We start from the raw sequence: 21,372 nt of genomic DNA, 5'->3' as shown, positions 1-21,372 counted from the left end.
ATACGGGTGAAGTAGAACACAAATAAGGCCTTGAAAGGGTCTCAAGCGCCCCTCCAGACGCTAAACACCCTAGTCAAAGCGTTTTAAGGGTGGCAAAAAATCTTCAAAAAAATTCTAAAAAACCTTAAAAATCTGCGAATCCCCCTCTCTGGAGCCCCAAAACAGGGGAGAAACACCCTCAAAACCCTCGCGAACAAAGACAAACCCAGATGCAGAGGGCAACAGGAAGATAAAACTAGAGCCCCTCCTAACGGAGGGGCTCTAGAGATACCTCTCGAGAAGTAGAGAGAGAAAAAGGGAGGGGCACTCCCCCACCGATTACTCAGCAGGGAAGCATCCCTCCCCCTCTATGTATAGAGAAAGTCAGAAGAGACTAGACCAGCTCAACCGCACCCTGGTTCTTCTTACCACGGCGAACCATTGCAAAACGACCGTGCAGCAGGTCATCCTTGGAGATGGTGGCGTCCTCACCCTGAACCTTCACGCCGTTCACAGAAGCGCCGCCCTCCTTCAGAATGCGACGAGCCTCAGAGTTAGACTTCGCAAAGCCCAGCTCGGTCAGCACCGAAATCAGGTCCAGACGGTCCTCGGTCAGCTTCGCCGAAGGAAGCTCCGCAACCACAGACTCCAGGGTAGCCTCATCCAGAGCAGCGAAATCACCCTTACCGAACAGAGCCTCCGAAGCAGCCACAGCCTGATCGGTAGCCTCGGTGCCGTGCACCAGCGAAGTCACCAGGTACGCCAGAGTCTTCTGAGCCTCACGCTTAAACGGTTCCTTCTCAACCTTCTCGGCAAACTCAGCAATCTCAGCGCGAGTCAGGAAGGTGAACACCTTCAGACGATCCACAACATCCGCATCCGCGGTGTTCAGCCAGAACTGGTAGAACGCGTACGGCGAGCACATCTGCGGGTTCAGCCAAATAGCGTTACCCTCGCTCTTACCGAACTTGGTGCCGTCAGAGTTAGTAATCAGCGGGGTACCAATAGCGTGAACGCTCTTACCCTCGACCTTACGAATCAGCTCGGTACCGCTGGTCAGGTTACCCCACTGATCAGAGCCACCGGTCTGCAGGGTGCATCCGAAACGACGGTTCAGCTCCAGGAAGTCCAGGCCCTGCAGAATCTGGTACGAGAACTCGGTGTACGAAATGCCCTCGTCGGAGTTCAGGCGCTTCGCCACAATCTCCTTCTTCACCATGGTGCCCACGCGGAAGTGCTTGCCAACATCGCGCAGCAGCTGCAGGGCGGACATCTGACCGCTCCAGTCCAGGTTATTCACCATACGAGCAGCGTTCTCACCCTCGAAAGACAGGAAACGCTCAATCTGTGCGCGCAGGGACTTCACCCACTCGGCCACAACCTCGGGCGAGTTCAGCACACGCTCAGACGTCTGACGCGGATCACCAATCAGACCGGTGAAACCACCCACCAGGCCTAGCGGCTTGTGACCTGCCAGCTGCAGACGACGCATCACCAGCAGCTGCACCAGGTGGCCCAGGTGCAGCGAAGCCGCGGTCGGATCATAACCCGTGTAGAAAGTCAGGGTCTCCTCACTCAGCGCCTTCTCCAGGGCAGCCTCATCGGTGCTCACGTGCACCAGGCCGCGCCACTTCAGCTCCTGCCAAATATTCTCGAAGGTATCGTCATTATGCTGCGCGTTGAGGATCTCGGCAGACATGCTTCTCCCATTCACAAGGTAACGACGCACGAGGCGTCCGAACAAAATATGTACTAAGCCTAACACCGCACCGGCACAAACGCTCAGAACAAGCGCCCGGCGGCGGGTGCAAGGATTCGACTACAGGCCCGCGGGCATGCGCGAACCCACCAGATACAGGCGCTGGGTGGGACGGGTCATCGACACGTACACGTCACCCACCGCGCCGTCCGCATCATCAATCAGCTGCTGCGGCTCAACAATCACCACAACGTCGAACTCCAGGCCCTTCGCCTCCCACGGGGTCAGCACCAGCACCTGGTTTTCCAGAGCCGTCTGCGCGGTACCCGTGCGGTCGGCGTGCGCACGAGCCACCGCCCGAGCCGTCTCAAGGTACAGGCTCGGCGGGCAAATCACGCCGATCAGCGCGCCGCCGGACTGGGCAACCTCATCGTCCACCACGGACACGGTCTGCTCCACCACGGCATCGGGGGCAACCTCGCGAATCAGCGGAGGCCACTGGCCCTCACGCACCGCGCGAGGAGCCGACACCTCGTAGCCGGCAGCCCGAGCTACCGAAGCCGCAGCCTGCGCAATCTGCGCCGGAGTGCGGTAGTTAATCGTCAGCTCGTCCAGGGTGAAGCGCTCCCCCACGAACGGTTCCAGGGCCTGCGCCCACGACGAAGCCGCCGCCGGCGACGAAGCCTGAGCAATATCGCCCACAATCGTGAAGGACTTCATGGGGCAGCGTCGCATCAACAGACGCCACTGCATCGGCGAGAGCTCCTGCGCCTCATCCACCACCACGTGACCGTACGCCCAGGTGCGATCGGACGAAGCCGCGGCCGCCGCGGTCATCCGCTCGCCACGCACCTCGTTCATCATCGCAATCTGCTCGGGGGTAATCACGCCATCGGCGCCAATATCCTCCAGGGACTGGTGTACGTTCTCCAAAGCCTTCGTCGCGTTCTCAAGGTTCGCGCGATGCTCGGCCGCCGCACGCGCCGCCGCAGCGGCACCCGTCACCTTCAAGAAATCGCCCAGCAGCTCCGCGGCCTCATCCAGCAGGGGGACATCGGCCTCGGTAAAGGGAGCATCCGCAGGACGAGCCAGAAGCTCTCGCTCCGCCTTCGACAGACTACGGGTAGCCGACTCCAGGTAGTGCGGCTTCGAATACAGCGAGCGCAACAGGGTCTCGGGCGAGAGCGGCATCCATGCCAGGTTTAGGGCGCGACGCACGTCCATGGAGGCGCGCACATCATCCTGCAGGTAGGGGCGCTCCACCACGCGGCCCGCCGCGCGGTTCAGCTGCTCATCAAGCTTGACCGTCAGCTCCTTCAAAAGAATCTTCACGAAGGTTTCGCGGGCCTCGTTGTGCGGCTTACCGGTCGAACGGGCGCGGGAACGAGCCGAACGCACCATCTCGGGGGTCAGCTCGACGTCCGTTCCCTCAACGTTCAGAAGCTGCGCCCGTGCGGGAACCTTCTGACGGTCCGCCACGGCGCGCTTAATGACCTTGACCATACGCAAATCGCCCTTAAGGGCTGCCACCGCGCGGTCTTCCTCGGGCACGGCGCGCAGGCCCGGGTACAGGGTCGCCAGCGAAGCCATCACCACGCCGGTTTCGCCCAGCGAAGGCAACACGCGCTCGATGTACCACATGAAAGAATTCGAGGGGCCCACCACGAGCACACCCGCCTTCGACAGACGTTCACGGTTCGTGTACAGCAGATAGGCCGCGCGGTGCAGAGCCACCGCAGTCTTACCGGTACCGGGACCACCCTGGACCACGCGCACACCCGGCAGCTCCGAACGGATGATTGCGTCCTGCTCGGCCTGAATGGTCGCCACAATATCGCCCATGCGGCCGGTACGCTTCTTATTCAGCGCGGCCAGCAGCGCACCCTCACCGTGCAGGGCCTCCGAATCCTCCAGCATGGCCTCGTCGAAGACCTCGTCCTCAATGTTCACGACGGTGCGGCCCTCCAGCATCAGGTGACGACGGCGGCGCACGCCCATCGGCTGAAACGCGGTGGCCTGGTAGAAGGTACCCGCCTCGGGGGCACGCCAGTCCATGAGAAGGCGACGCTGGTTATCGTCGGTAATGCCGATGCGGCCGATGTAGCGCACAGCATCCGCACCTTCGCGGTCCATGTCCAGGCGGCCGAAGGTCAAGCGAGAATCCACGGCGTTCAGCTGAGCCAGGCGATCCTCGTAATAGGTTGCGAAGGAGTCACGCTCCGAACGGTTCTGGTGCCCGCCCACCGCCTGGTTCTTGCGCACATCCGCCAGCTTCTGAGCGGTCTCTTCGCGTAGCTCGTCCAGACGAGCGTATACGCGGGACACGTACTCGCGCTCAGCAGCCATCTGCTCGGCAAATAGTTGCTCAGCCTTCGACGATTCCTCGGGCCGGTGGGACAGGGATTCAGATGACACGCAAGCTCCTTAAACATAGTGCGTCTCAGTGCGGCACCGTGAGCGGCACCTAAAAATACGGGTCACTATTCTACAGGATGGGCTCTCGAGCCCAGAAATATGACGGCTTCCGGTAGCGCCGGTCAGACGGCGAGGTGCCCCTCCCGAAAGCATCGGAAGGGGCACCTTTGGTTCTGCCCTACGGCAGGAAGAAATAATGCGGAATCCGCTATCGGGCCGCTACTCGGAGACCAGGCTCAGGGTCTCAACGCGGTAGCCGGCCAGCGCATCGCGGCCGCCCAGGCCATCCAGCTCCAGCAGGGCTGCCACGCCGGCAACCTTAAGCTTGGCGCGCTCCACGAGCTTCACCGCGGCCTCCAGGGTGCCGCCGGTCGCCAGAATATCGTCAAGAATCAGCACACGGGTACCCGGCGCGAAGTCGCTGCAGTGAATCTCGACGGCCGCGGTACCGTACTCAAGCGCGTACTCCTCACGGTAAGTTTCGCGGGGAAGCTTGCCGGCCTTGCGAATCGTCATGATGCCCTTGCCCGTAGCGTAAGCCAGGGCCGATGCCAGCAGGAAGCCGCGGGCCTCCACGCCGGCGACCACATCAAACTCGCCCTCGAAGCGGTGGGCCAGCTCATCGATGCAGGCCTTGAACACCTCGGGATTGGCGAAGAGAGTCGTCACATCGTAGAAGAGGATGCCCTCGTGCGGGTAATCCTGAATCGTGGCGCAGGCCGCGGGGATGCGCTGTTCGATGGGGGTAGCCTCAGAAGCGGGAACGCTCATGCTCTCTCTTTCGTGGGGTGGCGTCGGGCCCGAACGGCCCGGAATCATCTGCGGCGGCACAGGCCGCCTAGAGAATTCTACTCTGTTCCAGCGCTTTTTTCCTCTGTACACCCGCCGGTCACCCCCATCAGCCCGCATCAACGCGAGATTGACGCGAGGTTCACGCGTAAACCCCCGGCCGTTTCCTCATTTCGAGGGGCGGGGCTTTGAAGCTTGAGGGGCAGGGGCTTTGAGACGCGGGAAGCATCGGGGGCTAGGGCCCCGTGTTCTAGGACTCTACGCTCCCAGTATGCTCTTAGGACTCCGCCAGCTTCGAACGCAGGTCCCGCTTCAGAATCTTTCCGGTCGGGCCCAGCGGCATCGCATCCGCCGCAACGTAGCGGCGCGGGTACTTGTAGGCCGCGAGGCGGGTTCGGGCCAGGGCATTGAGCTCCGCCTGCACCACGCCCCAGTCGGCTCCGGACCGCGGCACCACGACGGCGACGATCTCCTCGCCCACGCGCTCATCCGGCACACCCAGCACCGCCACGGACTGCACCAAATCATGGGTGTACAGCACGTCCTCAATCTCGCGCGGGTACACCGAGTAGCCGTTGCGCAGCACCATGTCCTTGATGCGGTCCACGATAAAGATATTGCCGTCGGCATCCACACGCGCCACGTCTCCGGTCGCAAACCACTCACCGTCGAACACTCCGGCGGTTGCCTCGGGGTTATTCCAGTAACCGAGCATCACGTTCTCGCCGTGCACCCACAGCTGGCCGCTCTCCCCCGTCGGGCACTCGACGCCCGCCGAGTCGCGCACCTGAACCTGCACACCTGGCAGGACGCGACCCACCGAACCCAGCACCATGCCAAAGGCCGCCTGGTTAAAGGAAACCACGGGCGAGGTTTCGCTCAGGCCGTAGCCCTCGTACACGGTACAATCGGCCAGCTCCTTCCAAGCCTCGTGCACCGGAGCGGGCAGAGCCGAACCACCCGAAATGCCGAAGCGCACCGTACCGCGCAGGCGGGCGCAACGCTCCGGCTGCTCAGCCATGAGAGCCGCAAGAGAGATGTACATGCTCGGCACGGCCGCCAGCACCGACACCCGAGCCGCCTCAATCAGGCTCAGCGCGTGATCGGGCGTAAAGCGCGGAAGCAAAGCCACCGTCGCGCACGCGGCAAAAGCCGCGTTCATCGACACCGTCTGGCCGAAGGCGTGGAAGAGAGGGAGGCCGCCAAAGATGACGTCCTCGGCGGTGAAACCAAAAACCTTCACGCAGCTGCGAGCGTTCAAGAGGATATTCGCGTGGCTGAGGGTGGCTCCCTTCGGGCGGCCGGTCGTGCCCGAGGTGTACAGGATAACCGCGGGATCCTGCTCTTTCACCACGGCGGGTGCCAGCGGAACGTCCACACCGTCAAAGGGGGCCAGGGGCGAGGCGGAGGGCTCAAAAATTTCGCACCGCACCGAACCGTTCTTCACCGGCACCGTCGAGGCGGCCTCCTGCGCCAGGCGAGTACCGGTATAGGCGAAGAGAACCTTTGCGCCGCTGTCTTCAAGGTGGTACTCCAGCTCCGCACCCGACAGCAGAGGGTTGAGCGGCACGCAAATCGCACCGCGCGCGGCAATACCGTAGTAGAGGGCGGGCATCAGCGGCACGTTCGGCATGGACAGGGCCACTCGGTCGCCCGCCTCCACGCCCAGGGTTCCCAGGTATCGCTGCACCTCTGCCGCGGCGGAGGCCAATTCGCCGTAGCTGATGTTCAGTAGCGAGGAGGACTCAGCGGAGTCCCCCGCGGCGGGCAGTGCGAGCGCGACCTTGCGCGGGGAGGCCGCAGCCGCCTCCGCCAGAATTGAGGCGGTATTATTCCGGGCCGAAGGCTCAGCCTGCGAAGGATCACGGGGTCCAGAGCTGGGTATCGAAGTCATCGTTGAGTTCTCCTGCGGTATTGTTCGAATCGTCTTCGTCTGTAGGCGAGAAGCCCTCGTGCGGGCTACTCCCGATGCCCGGGGCCGATTGCCGCGGCGTGGGCACACAACAGGGGTGCGTCCGGGACCGCCGATTCGTTCATCGAACGGTCCGGGGCGCACCCCTCGCACGCTACTGGGCTGCCGACCAGTCCAGGAAGCTTTCAGCCAGCGCAGCCCCGCCATTGGGGTCGCGGGTAACCACCATCACGGTGTCGTCTCCGGCAATCGTACCCAGGATGGCGTCCATGCCACTCTGGTCAATCGAGGAAGCCAGGAACTGAGCCGCACCCGGCGGGGTACGCAGCACCGTGATGTTCGCCGAACCCTCGGCGGTAATCAGTAGCTCCTTGAACAGGGAAATCATGCGGGCGTCCGGCGCGGTGCCGCCACCGCGGCGAGCCGGATAGTTCGGAACAGCGTAAATCAGACCGGCACCCTCATCGCGGATGCGCTCGGCTCCAATTTCAACGAGATCGCGGGAAAGGGTGGCCTGAGTAACCTTCATACCGTCGTCGGTCAGGTACTGCGCCAGTTCAGCCTGGGAACGTACACGTCGGGTCTGCAGCAGCTCAACGATGCGGGCCTGACGCGCGATCTTGGTCGAGGGGAAAGGCATGTTATCTCTTCTTCCTACGGTGCCAATCACGAGTGTGGACCTTCCCGTCCGTCGGTGGAACGGGTGCGTCCTCTCTACCCAAGATAATACATATGCACATAAATATGCGTCATAAATATGGATTATTCTCATATTTATAGGGAAATCCGCCCCGGAATCTCACGATATGTACGTTCCGGCCGCCGTATCTCCGCGTGCAAATACGCACCCGGACGTATAACCTCGCGTGCTATGCATAGGCGCCGCCCCCCTCTTTGGGGAGCATCTTCCGGGAGCACAGCGAAAGCCCGCCTACCGCACCGACTACGCTCATCACGTACCGGCGCGGGAGGCGGGCCCCCACAAAATCGTTATGGAAGGACTGATCGGTTAGTCCTCGTTATCCACCAGACCGTCCAGGTCCTCGTATTCCACGTTACGGGAACGGCGGTTCAGCCACACGGCGAACACTATACCGCCCAGCAACACCAGAATCGCGCCGATAATGCTTGCGATGCCGGCCACGCGATGACCGGTCACCTGCCCCTCAGTTACGGGCTTCAGGGTGCCCTTCTCTGCGGTGTAAACAACCTCCAGCTGACCGTTGTTTTCAACCAGCAGGCCATCCACCTCACGCGGGAAATCGGCCGGAACGTCACCGGTCTGCGAACCGCGGAACTCCACCGTAGCGCTGGAATTGACCTTGTACTTATCCTTCAGATTCGACACGTACGTCTTGCCGTTGAGCGCATCATCGGCGGGGAGGTTGCCCTTATAGCGCGCCACGTTCTCCTTGGTAATCAGGTCGGGAGTCAAATCCTGGTAGGTGCCCTGCACAACCCAGCTGTGGCCGGCGTAGTCGGCATTCGCGTTCACCCAGGCGAAGGAACGCACGCCCACGACCGCCAGAATAATGGCCACGACCACCGCGACGACGGCTGAGAGCACCGACAGCCAGTTCACGCCGGGGCGCTCCTCCAGCTCATCCTCGCTCATCGCAAAAAGGGAGGCGTTTTCCTCGTCATCCTCGTCGTCATCGTACTCTTCGTAGTTGTCGTACTCTTCGTACTCTTCGTACTCTAGTTCTTCGGGCTCCTCGTAGCGGAAATCCTCGGAATGATTAGTCGCAGAATCCTCGTTCTGCGGACGGCGATCGTGCGAGCTTTCTCGGTTAGCCATTATCTCTCCCTCAAATCGTCTACCTTCTAGGGTACCCATTACCGCGGAGCATCACCAATAAAAGAACAAACTTGTGCTTTATTCTTTATCTGACGAGGCCAAACGCGCATATTCAGATACAAATTCGGCGGATGCGCCGTCGAACGCGCAGGTGTTCACGCAAACGGGGTGGGAGCCGAAGCCCCCACCCCGTCAGCGTCACTTGGTCTCGACTAGACGCGAGCCTCCACGCCCAGCTGCTCGACGGCGGCCGCCACGGCTGCCTCTCGAGCGGCGGAAGCCTCGTCCGCGGTCAGAGTGCGATCCGGTGCGCGGAAACGCAGCGCGAACGCCAGGGACTTCTTCGACTCATCGATGCCGGTACCGCGGTAATCGTCGAACACGCGGATATCCTCCAGCAGCTCGCCGGCGCCCTCACGCAGCACGCGCTCCACCTCAGAAGCGGGCAGATCGCGGTCCACCAGCAGGGCTACGTCCTGGGTTGCCGCCGGGTAGGTCAGCACCGGAACGGCCTGGTGTACCTCGACGCGGTGCGCGAACAGGGCGGAGAAGTCCAGCTCAAAGGCGCAGGTGCGCTCCGGCAGGTTCAGCTCCTGCAACAGCTTCGGGTGCAACTCACCGGCAAAACCGATGCGCTCGCCGTTCGCATCCAGGACCTCGGCCACGCGCCCCGGGTGGAACGCGGTATGAACGCCGTTAAGCACGGTAATCGGCGCGGATACGGCATCCGCAATCAGACGCACGGCGTCCAAGGCATCGCGCCAGTCGTAAGCGCGCGGAGCCGCGCCGGGCATCACCTCGTGCTCGGTGCCGGCGAACAGGCCGGCGATGAACGAGGGCTGCTTCGGGATGCCGGCGTTCAGGTCCGCCAGAACCTCATCCGAGGGGCGAACGCCCAGCGGCGGGATAGAGTCCGACCCCAGCTTCTCACCCGGGATGAACACGTGGCCGGATTCGAAGATGGCCAGGTTCTTGAAGCCGCGGGAAAGGTTGCGCTTGAGCACCTCGACCAGGCCGGGCAGCAGCGAGCGGCGCATCCAGCCCTCAGCCGAAGAAATCGGGTTCTCCAGGCGAATTGAGGGCACCTCGGTCACGGGGTTCTCGGGGGTGCTGACCCACGGAGCCGACCACAGGTTGTTCGCCTCAGCCGACACGAAGGGGTAGGCGAAGACCTCGGTCAGGCCGGCTGCGGCCAGCGCGTTCAGGGCGCGGCGCTTGCCCGCCTGCTCGGGGGTGTAGCCGCGGCCGGCGGGGGCCACCGGCAGGGTCGAGGGGATGTTCTCGTAGCCGTCGATACGGGCGATTTCCTCGGTCAGGTCTTCCTTCGCGCGCAGGTCGGGGCGCCAGGAAGGAACAGCCACCAGGTAGCCGGACTCGGTGCGCTCCACCGAGCAACCAATCTCGCGCAGGCTGGACTCAATCTGCTCCGGGGAGTAGTCCACGCCGATGCGGCCGGCGGTGTACTCGGCGGGCAACTCGATGACGACCGGCTCGTAGCCGAGGGACACGTCGGTAACGCCCGGCTCAGCCTGGGCGCCGGCCAGCTCGACCAGTAGCTCCACGGCACGCTGGGCGGCAGCTGCCTGAATCTGCGGGTCCACGCCGCGCTCGAAACGCTTGGAGGCCTCGGAAATCAGCTTGTGGCGGCGGGCGGTGCGAGCCACCGACACCTCGTCAAAGCGTGCGGCCTCAATCAGGATGCGGGTGGTCGAGTCGGTCACCTCGGTCGAGGCTCCTCCCATCACACCGGCCAGGCCGATCACGCCCGAATCATCGGCAATCACGATGTCCTCGGGGTGCAGGGTACGCTCCACGCCGTCCAGGGTCACCAGCTTCTCGCCAGCAGCAGCGCGGCGCACCACGATTTCGCCCTGAACCTTATCGGCATCGTAGAAGTGCAGGGGCTGACCGGTCTCCAGCATCACGTAGTTGGAGATATCGACGGGCAGCGAGAGCGAGCGCACACCGGCCAAACGCAGACGCGAGGACATCCAGGTCGGAACCGGGGTCTCGGCCTTCACGCCGGATACCTCGCGCATCACGAAGCGCACGCAACCCGGGTTACCGTGAATCGGGGCCTCGTCGCGCAGGACCACCGGGTGACCGGAGGAGTTCGCCTCGGGAGCGCGTTCACCGTAGGCGAGCACGAAGTCCTCGAAGGGGGTTCCGGTTGCGTGGGACCACTCGCGGGCGATACCGCGCAGGGAGAATGCGTAGCCGCGGTCCGGAGTCACGTTCACCTCGGCCGCCTGGTCGTACAGGCCCAGCAGCTCCATCGCATCGGTGCCGACCTCGGGGTCCAGGCCCAGGGTCGAGAGCACCAGGATGCCGCCGTGGTCGTCGCCGATGCCCAGCTCGCGGGTCGAGGCAATCATGCCGGCCGACTTGTGGCCGTAGGTCTTGCGGGCGGTAATCGCGAAACCGCCGGGCAGCACGGCGCCGGGCAGGGTCACGACGACCTTGTCACCGGGCTTGAAATTGTGGGCACCGCAGATGATGCCCTGCACACCGGAGGGCTCGATGCCCTTGCCGGTCAGGGTCTGCTCCTGACCCTCCGGAACCACGCGCACCTGGCACCAGTTCACGGTCTTGCCGTTAGAGTGGGTCTCGGGTTCCATCGAGAGAACCTGGCCCACCACGATCGGGCCCGACATCTCGTCGGTGGGGCGGTGAACGTCTTCTTCTTCCAGGCCAACCTTCACCAGGGTTGCCATCAAATCTTCAGCCGAAGCGTCCTCGGCGACCGGCACGAACTCGCGCAGCCATGACAGGGGAATACGCATAATTTAGATCTCCATCCCGAACTGCTCAGAGAAACGGATGTCGCCCTCGACCATGTCGTGCATGTCGGCGACGTTGTTACGGAACATGAGGGTACGCTCAATACCCATACCGAACGCGAAGCCCGAGTACTCCTCGGGATCGATGCCGGCGGCACGCAGCACGTTCGGGTTCACCATGCCGCAGCCACCCCACTCAATCCACTGGGGGCCGCCCTTGGCGTTGGGGTGCCACAGGTCCAGCTCGGCGGAGGGCTCGGTGAAGGGGAAGAAGTTCGGGCGCAGGCGAATCTTAGCCTCTTCGCCGAACATGGCGCGGGCCATGTACTCCAGGGTGCCCTTCAGATCGGCCATGGTCAGGCCCTTATCCACCGCCAGGCCCTCAATCTGGTGGAAGACCGGGGTGTGGGTCGCGTCCAGCTCATCGGTGCGGTACACCTGGCCGGGGCACACGATGTACAGGGGCAGCTCGCGCGAGAGCATCGAGCGCATCTGCACCGGGGAGGTGTGGGTGCGCAGCAGCAGGTGAGCGTTCTTCGGCTCAACGTAGAAGGTGTCCTGCATTTCGCGCGCCGGGTGGTCCGGCTTAATGTTCAGGGCGTCGAAGTTGTACCACTCGGACTCCAGCTCGGGGCCGTCGGCAACCTCCCAGCCCATGCCGACGAAGATGTCGGTCAGGCGCTCCTGCATCAGGGCGATGGGGTGGCGACCGCCCAGGGAACGGCGAGCGGATGCGGCCGACATGTCCACGGCCTCCTCGGCCAGGATGCGGGCCTCGCGCTCGGCCTCCAGCTCCTTGGTGCGAGCCTCAATAACCTCGGTCAGTGCGGCGCGGGCCTGGCCCAGCAGCTTGCCCACGGGGCCCTTGTGCTGGTTCTGAAGGTCACGCATCTGGCGGTTGGCGACGCTCATGACGCCCTTCTCACCGAAGAAGCTCAGGCGCACCTCCTTGAGGCTGTCAAAGTCTTTTGCCTTCTCGCGAATCTCCTGCTGGGCGCGCTCTCGCTCGGCCTCAAATGCCTCACGAACGGCGTCCAGACCCTTTTCGGGGTTGTTCTCCAGGACCTGCGCGATGTTGGCGAGGACCTGAGCCGGGCCCTTCGGGCCCTCGTGTTCCTGCACGGAATCGGTCATTGTCACTCTTCTCTGCGTACCACCGGCGCGTTGGGGCCGGTCGGCTGGTTTGTCACTATGGGGCGGCACCGCGGGGACCGCGAGAGCTCACCAATCGCCCCGGGCACGGCGGGCGCCGAGCGTGTGAGGGGCGGAGCATCCCGGCAGGGTCTGCGGGCGCATATCCTACCCATTCTAGACCAGAGAACCACGAGAAAGCATCAGAGCGCCCGGATAGTCCATCCGGGCGCTCTGATGCTTTGATTAGGTGTGGAGTCGTCAGGTACGCACGCCCCGCGGCGGCATATTTGCCGAACGGGTCCCCACGGGGGTGAGGATTAGGCCAGCGCTTCCTTGACCTCGGGGTCGAAGGAGGAGCGAATCCACAGCACGTTGGCGATAAACCACGCGGCGTACAGTGGCACGAAGCCGTAGCGCTGAGCGTCAATCACGTTGCCAATCAGCGAGAGGACCGCGACGAAGGCGCCGAGAATCGCGAAGATGAGGCCGACGGTCAGGCCCTGGCGCTTACCCTTCTGAATCGTGAAGTACACCCACGAGTACACGATGGCCGAGCCGATGAGCAATCCCAAACCGCCCGCAACGCCAAACTCCGGCAGGCCCTTCAGCGGGGACAGGTTATCCGGTGCGAACGAAGAAATGATGCCGTGGACAAAGCAGAGCAACGCGGAGACAATCATAATCTCCTGCAGGCGCAGAATCTTAGGGTGCTTGGTCGGCGAGTGGAACAGGATTCCACCCGGCTTGGAGCCACCTTCCTGAATGTAGATGGCCTGGGTGTCTGAAGGTACCGCGTCGGAGCGGTACGCATTCGGGTCGTACGGAGGTTGAGCAGTCATCATTGTCTCCCAATTTGTATGTGATTTCTCCCTCAATACTACCCGGTCGGTAAGAAGTTTCCAAAGAAAATGCTCGTGTCGAACTCATATATGACGATGTGCCGGTGAACCTCCCATCGGGGCGTTCACCGGCACATCGGGCGGTATTGGAGCATCGGGCAGATGCCCAGCTACATCGAGCGCGCCTAGTTAAAAAGGCCCGAGCAGATGTAGTCGTTCTCATCCTTCACCCCGGGCGGCACCGCGAAGAGAGCGTTACCGGTATGGCGCAGGTACGCGCCCTTAGCTTTCGTCGCCCGGCCCAGACCGACCCGTCCCAAAACGGCCCAGCTGACGTAGAAGTGCCTCCACGATTGGGAAGTCCGCGGGAATCCACGGCAGCGCCAGAATCTCGGCAGCCTCCACGGCCTCGAGGATTCCCTCCCCCGCCGGGGGAAGCGGCATCCACCGCAGGGCGCTGTGATTTTCCAGGGTGTCCGGAGTACCCGAAAGAATCTCGGCAAAGAACACACGCATCGCCAAACGCTCGCTCAGACGCCAGCCCTGCGGATACGCACCGGGCACCTCAGCACCCAAACGCGCCTGCACACCCAGCTCCTCCTTCAGCTCACGCACCAGCGCCTGCTCGCAGCTCTCCCCCGGCTCGACCTTACCGCCCGGGAACTCCCACATGCCGGCAACAGTCTGCGGCTCAGAACGCTGAGCCACCAGCATACGGGTCGGAGCCACCAAAGAATCAACCACGGCGGCGCCAACCACCTGAACCTCAAACGAGGGCGACACTTCACTCATCTTTCTCTACCTTCTTCTACGCTTTAGAATCCTTCAGCGGATGCGCATCCTCAGCAGCGTGCTCCGCTACTTCCTTCTCGGCATCCTCAGTATCCTCAGGCTCAGGAGCTTCCTCCACGCCTTCCTGCCACTCTTCTTCCTCATCATTCATATTCGAGGCTTCTGCCACCTCACGGCGAATATTAGTGCCGTCATTCAGCAGAATCAGAAGGCGGTTACCGTTCTTGAACTCCATGAGGAAGACATCCTCAAGCTCGACCTCAGCGGCACGCAACTGTAGGTACACCCAATCCTCGGTCTTGTGCGCATCCGCGATATCGCGAGTGACCAAGCTACCCTTCACAATCAGAGCAAAGTTCGGCACACCGTCACCCTTACGGATCACGCTCAGCGCACCGTTCGGTTCAATCTGAGCGAACTCAATGTCTTCCAGGTCGTAAATACCCTGCGCACGAAGGTCAGCAATCAGGCGCATCGGATCAAGAACCACATCTGCCTGCTGGAAGCTCTTAATATCGATATCACCATCCGTAATGACCGGCACGCGCTGCTCACGCACCGCCATATGCAGAAAACGAATCTTCGTGGTCGCCACGTTCAGCAGCTGAATCATGCACAGCGTAAACACCATGTAGATGACAAAGTAGAACAGGCTAATCTGCTCGCTGTACAACACGCCACCGAACACACCACCGATGACAAAGTTACCGATGGTATCAATCGGGGTCTGGTGCCCCGCCTGAGAACGGTGAGTCAGACGCAGGTACACCAAAAGAATGATCAGGCCAACGAAAATCTTTAGCAAACGATAAACGATCATCTCAACGGTCATAACAAAAATCTCCTAGAACTAAGCCCGGAAAATATCCGGCTCCAAATAAATGATGCGTGCCGCAGGAACAGCCTCGCGAATACGAACCTCAGCCGCGTCAATCTCATCAGCCACCGCACGACCAGTGTCAGCATCATGAATGCGAATCTTTGCCGCCACCAGAATCTCCTCAGGACCCAGGTGCACAGTCTTAATGTGGATAATGCGCTCGCTGTCGCCATCCTCAATCGCCGCGCGAATCTTCGCCAAATCCTCCGGAGAAGCAGCCTCACCCAAAATCAGGGACTTCATCTCCACCGCAAGGAACACAGCAATAAAGACCAGCAGCACACCAATAGCCAGGGTGCCGAACGCATCCCACAGGCCATTACCGGTCAGTAGGGTCATTCCCACACCAATCAGGGCCAGCAGCAGACCGACCAGTGCGCCCGCATCCTCAAGCAGAAGCACCGGAAGCTCCGGGTTCTTCGAGGTGCGCAGGAAACGCAGCCAGCCCTGCTTACCCTTCAGGCCGCTGGATTCCTTGACAGCCACGCGGAAGGAATTACCCTCCAGCAGAATCGAGCCCACCAACACGGCCACCGGAACCCACTGCCACTCGGTAATACCGTGCGGGTCGTGAAGCTTCTCGAAACCCTCATACAGGGCGAACAGACCGCCCAGTGCAAAGATGATAATCGAGACGATGAACGCGTAAATGTAACGGTTACGGCCGTAACCGAACGGGTGCTCCTCGTCGGCCTGCTTGCGGGAGGCGCGGCCACCCAAAAGAAGCAGAACCTGGTTACCGGAGTCAGCCACCGAGTGGATGCCCTCGGCCAACATCGAGGAGGAACGGGTCAGGGCAAAAGCCAAGAACTTCAGGACGGCGATACCGAGGTTCGCCCCCAGGGCGGCAATAATCGCCCCGGCTCCCGAGTGGCCGGAATGACTGGATTGAGACATATTTACCTTTCTGCAGGCCGCACTAACCCGAAAAGCACGGAACCATCGGGGGCGACACTATTCAAAAGTTTGTAAAAGGCCCGCGGCGGGCACGGCCAAACCTCGGCCCGATACAGCCACGACGAACACAGCTCGCCGGGAGAGTACACCACGGGATGATGGGCTTACGGTATTAGCCCAGAGCGTTCGAGCGCTGAGCCATCGCCGAGGCGTACAGGCAGACCGCCGCGGCGGTACCCACGTTCAGGGACTCCGCTGAGCCGTACACCGGCACGGCCACTCGCATCGTAGCGGCCGCCTTCTCCTCAGCGTTCAAACCCTGCGCTTCATTCCCGAAAAGCCACATTGTCGGCTGAGAAAGATCAAAATTACCCTTCAGGCCGGACGGGGCGCTCGCCTCCACACCCGCGCGACGGGCCGCGGTGTACTCCGTCAGCTCCTGCAGGTTCACCACGCCGTAGCCGTCAGCAGCCAGCACCGCGGTCCCCTGAGACTTCACGTCCTCCGCGAAGTCCTCGAGTTCCACACCCTGAATAACCGGCACGTGGAACAGCGAACCCGCGGTGGAACGCACCGTCTTCGGGTTGTACAAATCCACCGAGCCCTTGGTGGTAATCACAAGATCGGCGCCGGCGGCATCCGCCACACGCAGGATCGTGCCCGCATTACCCGGATCCTGAACACGAGAGAGCACAGCAATCAGCTTGGGGTTCAACGCGCCCTCACCCCAGAGCAACGAGAAGGAAGCATCCACCATAAAGGAAACCGCAATAATACCCTGCGGGCTCACCGAATCAGCCATGGCCGCCAACACCTCATCGGTCACCACACGCATAAAAACGCGGCGGCCCTCCTCCGGGGTGGGAGTGCCGTACACCTGCTCCAGTAGCTCAGCGATATCCTCATGACGGTCAAAAGCCACCTCCGTAACGTACACGGCGTCCAGGATGGGGCTCTTCAGGTGCGCCTTCAGGGCCTCGCGCACGGCCTGCGGACCCTCCACCAGGAACTGGCCCTTCTTCGTGCGGGCCGAGCGAGTGCGAAGCTTCGCAATATCGCGCACGCGGTCAGCCTGCGGGTTGGACATCACAACGGGGGTACTAATACGTTCAAAAAAATTCACCCTTTAAGGGTACAGGCAAAGACGTACCCAAAGAACGCAGAGCAGTCGGAAGCACAACAGCCACAAGCACAACCCCCAGATACGCAGAAAGCGGCCGCCCACACTCAAAAGTGCAGACGGCCGCTCACGACGCTTGAGCATCCCACCCCGAACCTAGATCTTCGAGGCAGAAGCACACAACCTCAGGCTAATTAAGCCTTGGGAGCCGAGGTGTCCTCGGGCAGGTTGTTCTTAGCAATCTCAACCAGTGCGTTGAAGGCAGCGGGCTCGTTCACGGCCAGCTCAGCCAGCATACGGCGGTCAACCTCAACACCAGCAGCCTTCAGGCCCTGGATGAAGCGGTTGTAGGTCAGGCCCTGTGCGCGGGAAGCAGCGTTAATACGCTGAATCCACAGGCGACGGAAGTCACCCTTCTTCTTACGACGGTGGTCGTAGCTGTAAACCAGCGAGTGAGTGACCTGCTCCTTAGCCTTACGGTACAGGCGAGAACGCTGACCGCGGTAGCCGGATGCACGATCGAGAATAGTACGGCGCTTCTTGTGCGCGTTAACCGCGCGCTTCACACGTGCCACGTGTGTCTCCTTCGTCTTATGTCCTGAACAGCTCACATATCACGCTGAACAGGAGCGAGTCTTTAATCAGTGCGCACCACTATCGGTGCGCCAGGTGCAGAGAGTAAGCGTTGCTTACTTACCCAGCATCTTCTTGACAACCTTTGCCTGGCCGCCGGTAACGATCTGGTCAGAAGCCAGACGACGGGTCAGACGAGAGGACTTGTGCTCCAGGTAGTGGCGGCGGTTCGCCTGCTGGCGCTTAACCTTGCCGCTACCGGTGAGCTTGAAGCGCTTCTTAGCACCAGAGTGGGTCTTCTGCTTCGGCATAGCTGCCGTTCTCCTTACATTCATCCCCCGCCACAGTGGCGGGGTAGCTTAGTGGGGCTGCGTACGCGAACGCATCAGCCCCAAGGACCAAAGGTGAGGCACCCCTGACGAGGTGCCTCGGAACCGGCACCGGGTGAACCCGCAACACCCACCGAGCGGTGGAGGCGCGTGCCCATCCTAAAGTGACGACCCGGTTCCCTACTCGGCGGAAGCCTGTGCCTTCAGCTCGGCAGGCATAGCGTCTGCCAGAGAATTAGTTACGGGCTTCGCCTTGGTCGTGTCAATACGCTCGCGACCCTTGCGACCGCCGGCGCCCTGCTCACGGCGAGCCTCTGCCTTACCGCGAAGCGGAGCCAGAACCATCACCATGTTGCGGCCATCCTGACGGGGGCGAGACTCAACGGTGCTCACCTCAGCCAGCTCAGCCGCCAGACGCTCCAGCAGACGCACACCCATCTCGGGGCGCTGCTGCTCACGACCACGGAACTGAATCATTGCCTTGACCTTGTCACCACCGGAAAGGAAACGACGAGCGTGTCCAACCTTGGTTTCGTAGTCGTGGGTATCAATCTTCAGGCGGAAACGGATCTCCTTCAGAACGGCATTAGCCTGCTTCTTGCGGGATTCACGAGCCTTGATTGCGGCTTCGTACTTGTACTTGCCGTAATCCATGAGCTTGCACACGGGCGGCTTCGCGTTCGGGGCAACCTCGACCAGGTCGAGTTCGGCGTCCTCAGCCAGGCGCAGAGCGTCCTTCAGAGGGACAACGCCTACCTGCTCGCCACCGGGGCCGACGAGTCGGACCTCGGGAACGCGGATACGATCGTTAATGCGTGGTTCGCTAATGACTAGCTCCTGTGCTCTGTGGGTTTCCCCGTGAATACTATCCGTTGCGGGCGCTAAAAAGCCCCCGCAGTTACACAAGCGGAGGCACAAACCAGCGTGCGCCGAAATCGGCGGACGAACCCGTTCACCTCAAATCCCAGGGGCAAACCTGAGACGGCCAATCGGGTGGGAGGCGCGCTCCACTTGCAAACTGTCTACAACCATACCTCAGAACCGCCCGACGGCGCAAGGGATATACCCCACATCATGTTGGGTTGCGAGTCCCCGCGCTCGGCCGAATCGACGGGCATAGCCCCGGGTGCTGCGGAGAGCCACAGGACCGCAGGGTGAACGCATTTACCGAATTAAACGAAATGTGAGATTCTAGGGTTATGAGCACTGAAAACAATAACTTCCGCTTTACCGCGGGAGAAGAAACCCCCGTCCACGGCCACACCGAGCTCACCGAGGAGCAGGTCGAGGCCGTTAATGAGCAGCTGCGCGATATTGCAGACGTTCCCGCCATCGAAATCATTAGCTCCGCGGCCATCCACATGATGAGCGCCGCAGCCGTCAAGTGCGGCCTGGCCTCCGACGAGAACGCAGACGATCTCAAGGACCTCGATGAAGCGCGCAAGCTCATCACCGCCCTGGCAGGCCTGGTCACCGCTGCCGCCCCCGAAATCGGTTCCCAGCACGCAGCACCCCTGCGCGATGGCCTGCGCACCCTGCAGTTGGCATTCCGTGAGGCTTCCCCCTTCCCGGACGAGCCCGGCAAGGGCCCCGGCGAGAAGCTGACCGGCCCGGTGTACTAAACCGATCTCTCGAACCGGCCGGCCTACCATGTCGCCCCCAATCTATTCACGGTAAAGCCCCGTCTCCCTCGGCTGAAGGAGGCGGGGCTTTACCGTATATATTCTGCGCAATATATTCTGCGCGGACTGGCGGGAGCCGAATATATTCTGCGCGGGCTGGCGGGAGCCGACAGCCTTACCAGAAAGGAGAGGTTTAGCGGGAGCCAGCGACCTCGAGTGCCTGCTCAAAGCTAAAGTTCCCCACGTACAGCGCCTTGCCCAGCACCACGCCCTCCAATCCGTACGGCACCATGGCGCGCAGCTTCTCAAGGTCCGCCAGCGACGCCACGCCACCGGAGGCCACCACCCGACAGGCGGTCTGGGCCAGCACCTCATCGAGCAGTTCCGCGCCGGGACCAGCCAGCGAGCCATCCTTACTCACGTCGGTGACAATGTAGCGACGCACGCCCACGCTTTCTAGCCAGGCCAGCGCCTCCGCCACCTCGGGGCCAGACCAGTCGGTTCCGCGAGCCACCGTCATCCAACCCCGCTCGGGGTCGTAATGGGCGTCGAGCCCCAGGGCCAGGAGATCAGAATCCGCGTAACGAGCCAGGATACTTTCAAGCCAGGCAGAATCCGCCAGCGCCGCGCTGGTCACGTTCACGCGGTCCGGGTTGAGGCTCAGGGCGCGCTCCAGGCTCTCAGCATTACGCACACCGCCACTGACCTGAATACGCACCGGAGTAGCGCCTGCCATTCGGGTATTCTCGGCACGGACGGCGGCGGCGACCTCCGCCAGAACATCCGTATTCGTACCGCGGCCAAAGGCTAGGTCAAGATCAACCAGATGAATCCAGCGGGCGCCAGCCTTCACCCAGGTGAGCGCCGCCTTTACAGGGTCGAGACGCTGCTCGCCACCGGATAGGGTGCCGCCCACAGGGCGTACCGCGTAGCCCTCGGAAATATCGACGGCCGGCAGAAGTTCAAGGATGGGTTTAGCCATTATGATTCCTCCCCACCGGTAGCGGATTCACCCGCGGCAGGCGACAGCCGGCCGGTCACCGCGAGGGACGCAACCCAGCGGCGCATAAACTTAGCACCCAGCTCACCGGATACGACCGGGCAGAACTGCACCGCGGTCAGCGGGCCGTTCTCCACCGCGGCAATATAGGGAGGTTCGGTTACCGTCCAGCTCACCGCGGGAGGAGCGATATAGTCAATGCTCTGGTCAAAGACCCACTCAAAAACACCGTGCTCGGACTTGAAACGGGCCTCGCCCTCAATATCTTTGAGCAGTCGGCTGTCGGTCGAGGGGGACACCGCGGAGGAGCCGGGCACCAGGCCCCTGGAGGAAAGCTCCACGCTCTCGCCGGGCCACTCCCCCATACCCTGAACCTGCACGCTGCCCAGCTGCAGGTGGTTCACCGCGACGGATTCAAAAAGACAGCTCAGGGCGGCACCGGCCGCGAGCACCGGACGGCCACCGGCCACACGGCGCCCAATCACGCGCTCAGCGTCCTTGGCTTTTAGCTCGTCGAACGCCTCAAGGGAACCGGCAGGACCGGCAACCACCATGCCGTCAGCCTCGCGGAGCTGATGCGGGTCAGCGGTGACGATGACCTCCGCGCCCGAATCCCGAAGAAGTTTTACCATGTCACCGTGAGTTCCGGGATCCCCCAGAACGGCGACCACGGGGCGCGGTGAGGAGACCGCGTCCTGATGGGATTGAGAGGGTGTTGACATCGCGTGCTCCTTGAGTAGTGCGGTAGGCGGCTCGTAGCCGATTCATGATCCGCTGACGAGCGAGCCGAAGCTCCCAACCTCGACAGCTTTGA

The 21,372-nt window shown here is 62.1% G+C and carries 19 protein-coding genes; 1 reads left to right on the top strand and 18 read right to left on the bottom strand.

Annotation, left to right across the window (positions count from 1 at the left end):
• Window positions 1-373 precede the first annotated feature (373 nt).
• From tyrS to infC, 16 genes are all read right to left on the bottom strand, one after another.
• Entirely contained in the window at window positions 374-1,678 is a 1,305-nt protein-coding gene (tyrS, locus tag HMPREF2874_RS03605; RefSeq protein WP_049346400.1) for a tyrosine--tRNA ligase, read from the bottom strand.
• Between the two features lie 120 nt (window positions 1,679-1,798).
• On the bottom strand, window positions 1,799-4,093 hold the full coding sequence (locus HMPREF2874_RS03600; RefSeq protein WP_070648970.1) for a HelD family protein: 2,295 nt from the start codon (window positions 4,091-4,093) through the stop codon (window positions 1,799-1,801).
• 219 nt (window positions 4,094-4,312) lie between these two features.
• Entirely contained in the window at window positions 4,313-4,864 is a 552-nt protein-coding gene (locus HMPREF2874_RS03595; RefSeq protein WP_049346408.1) for an adenine phosphoribosyltransferase, read from the bottom strand.
• A gap of 295 nt (window positions 4,865-5,159) precedes the next feature.
• Window positions 5,160-6,776 carry an AMP-binding protein gene (locus HMPREF2874_RS03590; protein ID WP_141754210.1) on the bottom strand — a complete coding sequence of 539 codons (1,617 nt, stop codon included), beginning with the start codon at window positions 6,774-6,776 and terminating at the stop codon, window positions 5,160-5,162.
• Window positions 6,777-6,948: 172 nt separating this feature from the next.
• Window positions 6,949-7,434: an arginine repressor gene (locus tag HMPREF2874_RS03585; protein WP_049344446.1), complete on the bottom strand. Its 486-nt coding sequence runs from the start codon at window positions 7,432-7,434 to the stop codon at window positions 6,949-6,951.
• Window positions 7,435-7,803: 369 nt separating this feature from the next.
• Window positions 7,804-8,592 (bottom strand): hypothetical protein, encoded by a 789-nt coding sequence (locus tag HMPREF2874_RS03580; protein ID WP_070648969.1) that lies wholly within the window; start codon window positions 8,590-8,592, stop codon window positions 7,804-7,806.
• A 212-nt stretch (window positions 8,593-8,804) separates the two neighbouring features.
• Window positions 8,805-11,375 carry a phenylalanine--tRNA ligase subunit beta gene (gene pheT, locus HMPREF2874_RS03575; protein ID WP_070648968.1) on the bottom strand — a complete coding sequence of 857 codons (2,571 nt, stop codon included), beginning with the start codon at window positions 11,373-11,375 and terminating at the stop codon, window positions 8,805-8,807.
• A gap of 3 nt (window positions 11,376-11,378) precedes the next feature.
• Complete coding sequence (pheS, locus tag HMPREF2874_RS03570; RefSeq protein ID WP_070648967.1) at window positions 11,379-12,506, bottom strand: phenylalanine--tRNA ligase subunit alpha; 1,128 nt, start codon at window positions 12,504-12,506, stop codon at window positions 11,379-11,381.
• A gap of 317 nt (window positions 12,507-12,823) precedes the next feature.
• Window positions 12,824-13,345: an ABC transporter ATPase gene (locus HMPREF2874_RS03565; protein ID WP_049333108.1), complete on the bottom strand. Its 522-nt coding sequence runs from the start codon at window positions 13,343-13,345 to the stop codon at window positions 12,824-12,826.
• A 282-nt stretch (window positions 13,346-13,627) separates the two neighbouring features.
• Window positions 13,628-14,137 (bottom strand): (deoxy)nucleoside triphosphate pyrophosphohydrolase, encoded by a 510-nt coding sequence (locus HMPREF2874_RS03560; protein ID WP_070648966.1) that lies wholly within the window; start codon window positions 14,135-14,137, stop codon window positions 13,628-13,630.
• Between the two features lie 16 nt (window positions 14,138-14,153).
• Window positions 14,154-14,969, bottom strand: coding sequence for a DUF421 domain-containing protein (locus tag HMPREF2874_RS03555; protein WP_049338510.1), 816 nt, complete (start codon window positions 14,967-14,969; stop codon window positions 14,154-14,156).
• A gap of 18 nt (window positions 14,970-14,987) precedes the next feature.
• On the bottom strand, window positions 14,988-15,914 hold the full coding sequence (locus tag HMPREF2874_RS03550; RefSeq protein WP_049345312.1) for a cation diffusion facilitator family transporter: 927 nt from the start codon (window positions 15,912-15,914) through the stop codon (window positions 14,988-14,990).
• 172 nt (window positions 15,915-16,086) lie between these two features.
• Window positions 16,087-17,001: a TrmH family RNA methyltransferase gene (locus HMPREF2874_RS03545; protein WP_246823766.1), complete on the bottom strand. Its 915-nt coding sequence runs from the start codon at window positions 16,999-17,001 to the stop codon at window positions 16,087-16,089.
• A 227-nt stretch (window positions 17,002-17,228) separates the two neighbouring features.
• The gene (rplT, locus tag HMPREF2874_RS03540) at window positions 17,229-17,609 is read right to left on the bottom strand and encodes a 50S ribosomal protein L20 (RefSeq protein WP_005507127.1); all 381 of its coding nucleotides are present in this window, start codon (window positions 17,607-17,609) and stop codon (window positions 17,229-17,231) included.
• A gap of 114 nt (window positions 17,610-17,723) precedes the next feature.
• Window positions 17,724-17,918, bottom strand: coding sequence for a 50S ribosomal protein L35 (gene rpmI / locus HMPREF2874_RS03535; RefSeq protein ID WP_004006287.1), 195 nt, complete (start codon window positions 17,916-17,918; stop codon window positions 17,724-17,726).
• Window positions 17,919-18,116: 198 nt separating this feature from the next.
• Window positions 18,117-18,842: a translation initiation factor IF-3 gene (gene infC / locus HMPREF2874_RS03530; RefSeq protein ID WP_371326325.1), complete on the bottom strand. Its 726-nt coding sequence runs from the start codon at window positions 18,840-18,842 to the stop codon at window positions 18,117-18,119.
• Window positions 18,843-19,135: 293 nt separating this feature from the next.
• Here infC and HMPREF2874_RS03525 point away from each other — a divergent pair, with 293 nt between their 5' ends.
• Window positions 19,136-19,558, top strand: a complete 423-nt coding sequence (locus HMPREF2874_RS03525) for a DUF1844 domain-containing protein (protein WP_049332734.1) — start codon at window positions 19,136-19,138, stop codon at window positions 19,556-19,558.
• Window positions 19,559-19,751: 193 nt separating this feature from the next.
• On the opposite strand, the gene HMPREF2874_RS03520 is transcribed toward HMPREF2874_RS03525, so the two are convergent.
• Both HMPREF2874_RS03520 and HMPREF2874_RS03515 read right to left on the bottom strand, forming a co-directional pair.
• Window positions 19,752-20,540: a HisA/HisF-related TIM barrel protein gene (locus HMPREF2874_RS03520; protein ID WP_070648964.1), complete on the bottom strand. Its 789-nt coding sequence runs from the start codon at window positions 20,538-20,540 to the stop codon at window positions 19,752-19,754.
• Complete coding sequence (locus HMPREF2874_RS03515) at window positions 20,540-21,280, bottom strand: type 1 glutamine amidotransferase family protein (RefSeq protein WP_070648963.1); 741 nt, start codon at window positions 21,278-21,280, stop codon at window positions 20,540-20,542. Before HMPREF2874_RS03515 ends, HMPREF2874_RS03520 begins: the two co-directional genes overlap by 1 nt.
• Between the last annotated feature and the right edge of the window lie 92 nt (window positions 21,281-21,372).

It is taken from the genome of Rothia sp. HMSC068F09 (genome assembly GCF_001812775.1).
Classification (GTDB): domain Bacteria; phylum Actinomycetota; class Actinomycetes; order Actinomycetales; family Micrococcaceae; genus Rothia; species Rothia mucilaginosa_A.
Note: the sequence above shows the minus strand (reverse complement) of the source record. Positions and strands in the feature narration are given on the sequence as shown.

Excerpts from the sequence above, each read along its gene's own strand:
- HMPREF2874_RS03545 (WP_246823766.1), bottom strand. The coding sequence starts at position 17,001 with ATGTCCAACCCGCAGGCTGACCGCGTGCGCGATATTGCGAAGCTTCGC.
- HMPREF2874_RS03595 (WP_049346408.1), bottom strand. The coding sequence starts at position 4,864 with ATGAGCGTTCCCGCTTCTGAGGCTACCCCCATCGAACAGCGCATCCCC.
- HMPREF2874_RS03580 (WP_070648969.1), bottom strand. The coding sequence starts at position 8,592 with ATGGCTAACCGAGAAAGCTCGCACGATCGCCGTCCGCAGAACGAGGAT.
- tyrS (WP_049346400.1), bottom strand. The coding sequence starts at position 1,678 with ATGTCTGCCGAGATCCTCAACGCGCAGCATAATGACGATACCTTCGAG.
- HMPREF2874_RS03565 (WP_049333108.1), bottom strand. The coding sequence starts at position 13,345 with ATGACTGCTCAACCTCCGTACGACCCGAATGCGTACCGCTCCGACGCG.
- rpmI (WP_004006287.1), bottom strand. The coding sequence starts at position 17,918 with ATGCCGAAGCAGAAGACCCACTCTGGTGCTAAGAAGCGCTTCAAGCTC.
- HMPREF2874_RS03515 (WP_070648963.1), bottom strand. The coding sequence starts at position 21,280 with ATGTCAACACCCTCTCAATCCCATCAGGACGCGGTCTCCTCACCGCGC.
- pheT (WP_070648968.1), bottom strand. The coding sequence starts at position 11,375 with ATGCGTATTCCCCTGTCATGGCTGCGCGAGTTCGTGCCGGTCGCCGAG.
- HMPREF2874_RS03525 (WP_049332734.1), top strand. The coding sequence starts at position 19,136 with ATGAGCACTGAAAACAATAACTTCCGCTTTACCGCGGGAGAAGAAACC.
- HMPREF2874_RS03520 (WP_070648964.1), bottom strand. The coding sequence starts at position 20,540 with ATGGCTAAACCCATCCTTGAACTTCTGCCGGCCGTCGATATTTCCGAG.
- HMPREF2874_RS03585 (WP_049344446.1), bottom strand. The coding sequence starts at position 7,434 with ATGCCTTTCCCCTCGACCAAGATCGCGCGTCAGGCCCGCATCGTTGAG.
- HMPREF2874_RS03560 (WP_070648966.1), bottom strand. The coding sequence starts at position 14,137 with ATGAGTGAAGTGTCGCCCTCGTTTGAGGTTCAGGTGGTTGGCGCCGCC.
- HMPREF2874_RS03555 (WP_049338510.1), bottom strand. The coding sequence starts at position 14,969 with ATGACCGTTGAGATGATCGTTTATCGTTTGCTAAAGATTTTCGTTGGC.
- HMPREF2874_RS03550 (WP_049345312.1), bottom strand. The coding sequence starts at position 15,914 with ATGTCTCAATCCAGTCATTCCGGCCACTCGGGAGCCGGGGCGATTATT.
- pheS (WP_070648967.1), bottom strand. The coding sequence starts at position 12,506 with ATGACCGATTCCGTGCAGGAACACGAGGGCCCGAAGGGCCCGGCTCAG.
- HMPREF2874_RS03590 (WP_141754210.1), bottom strand. The coding sequence starts at position 6,776 with ATGACTTCGATACCCAGCTCTGGACCCCGTGATCCTTCGCAGGCTGAG.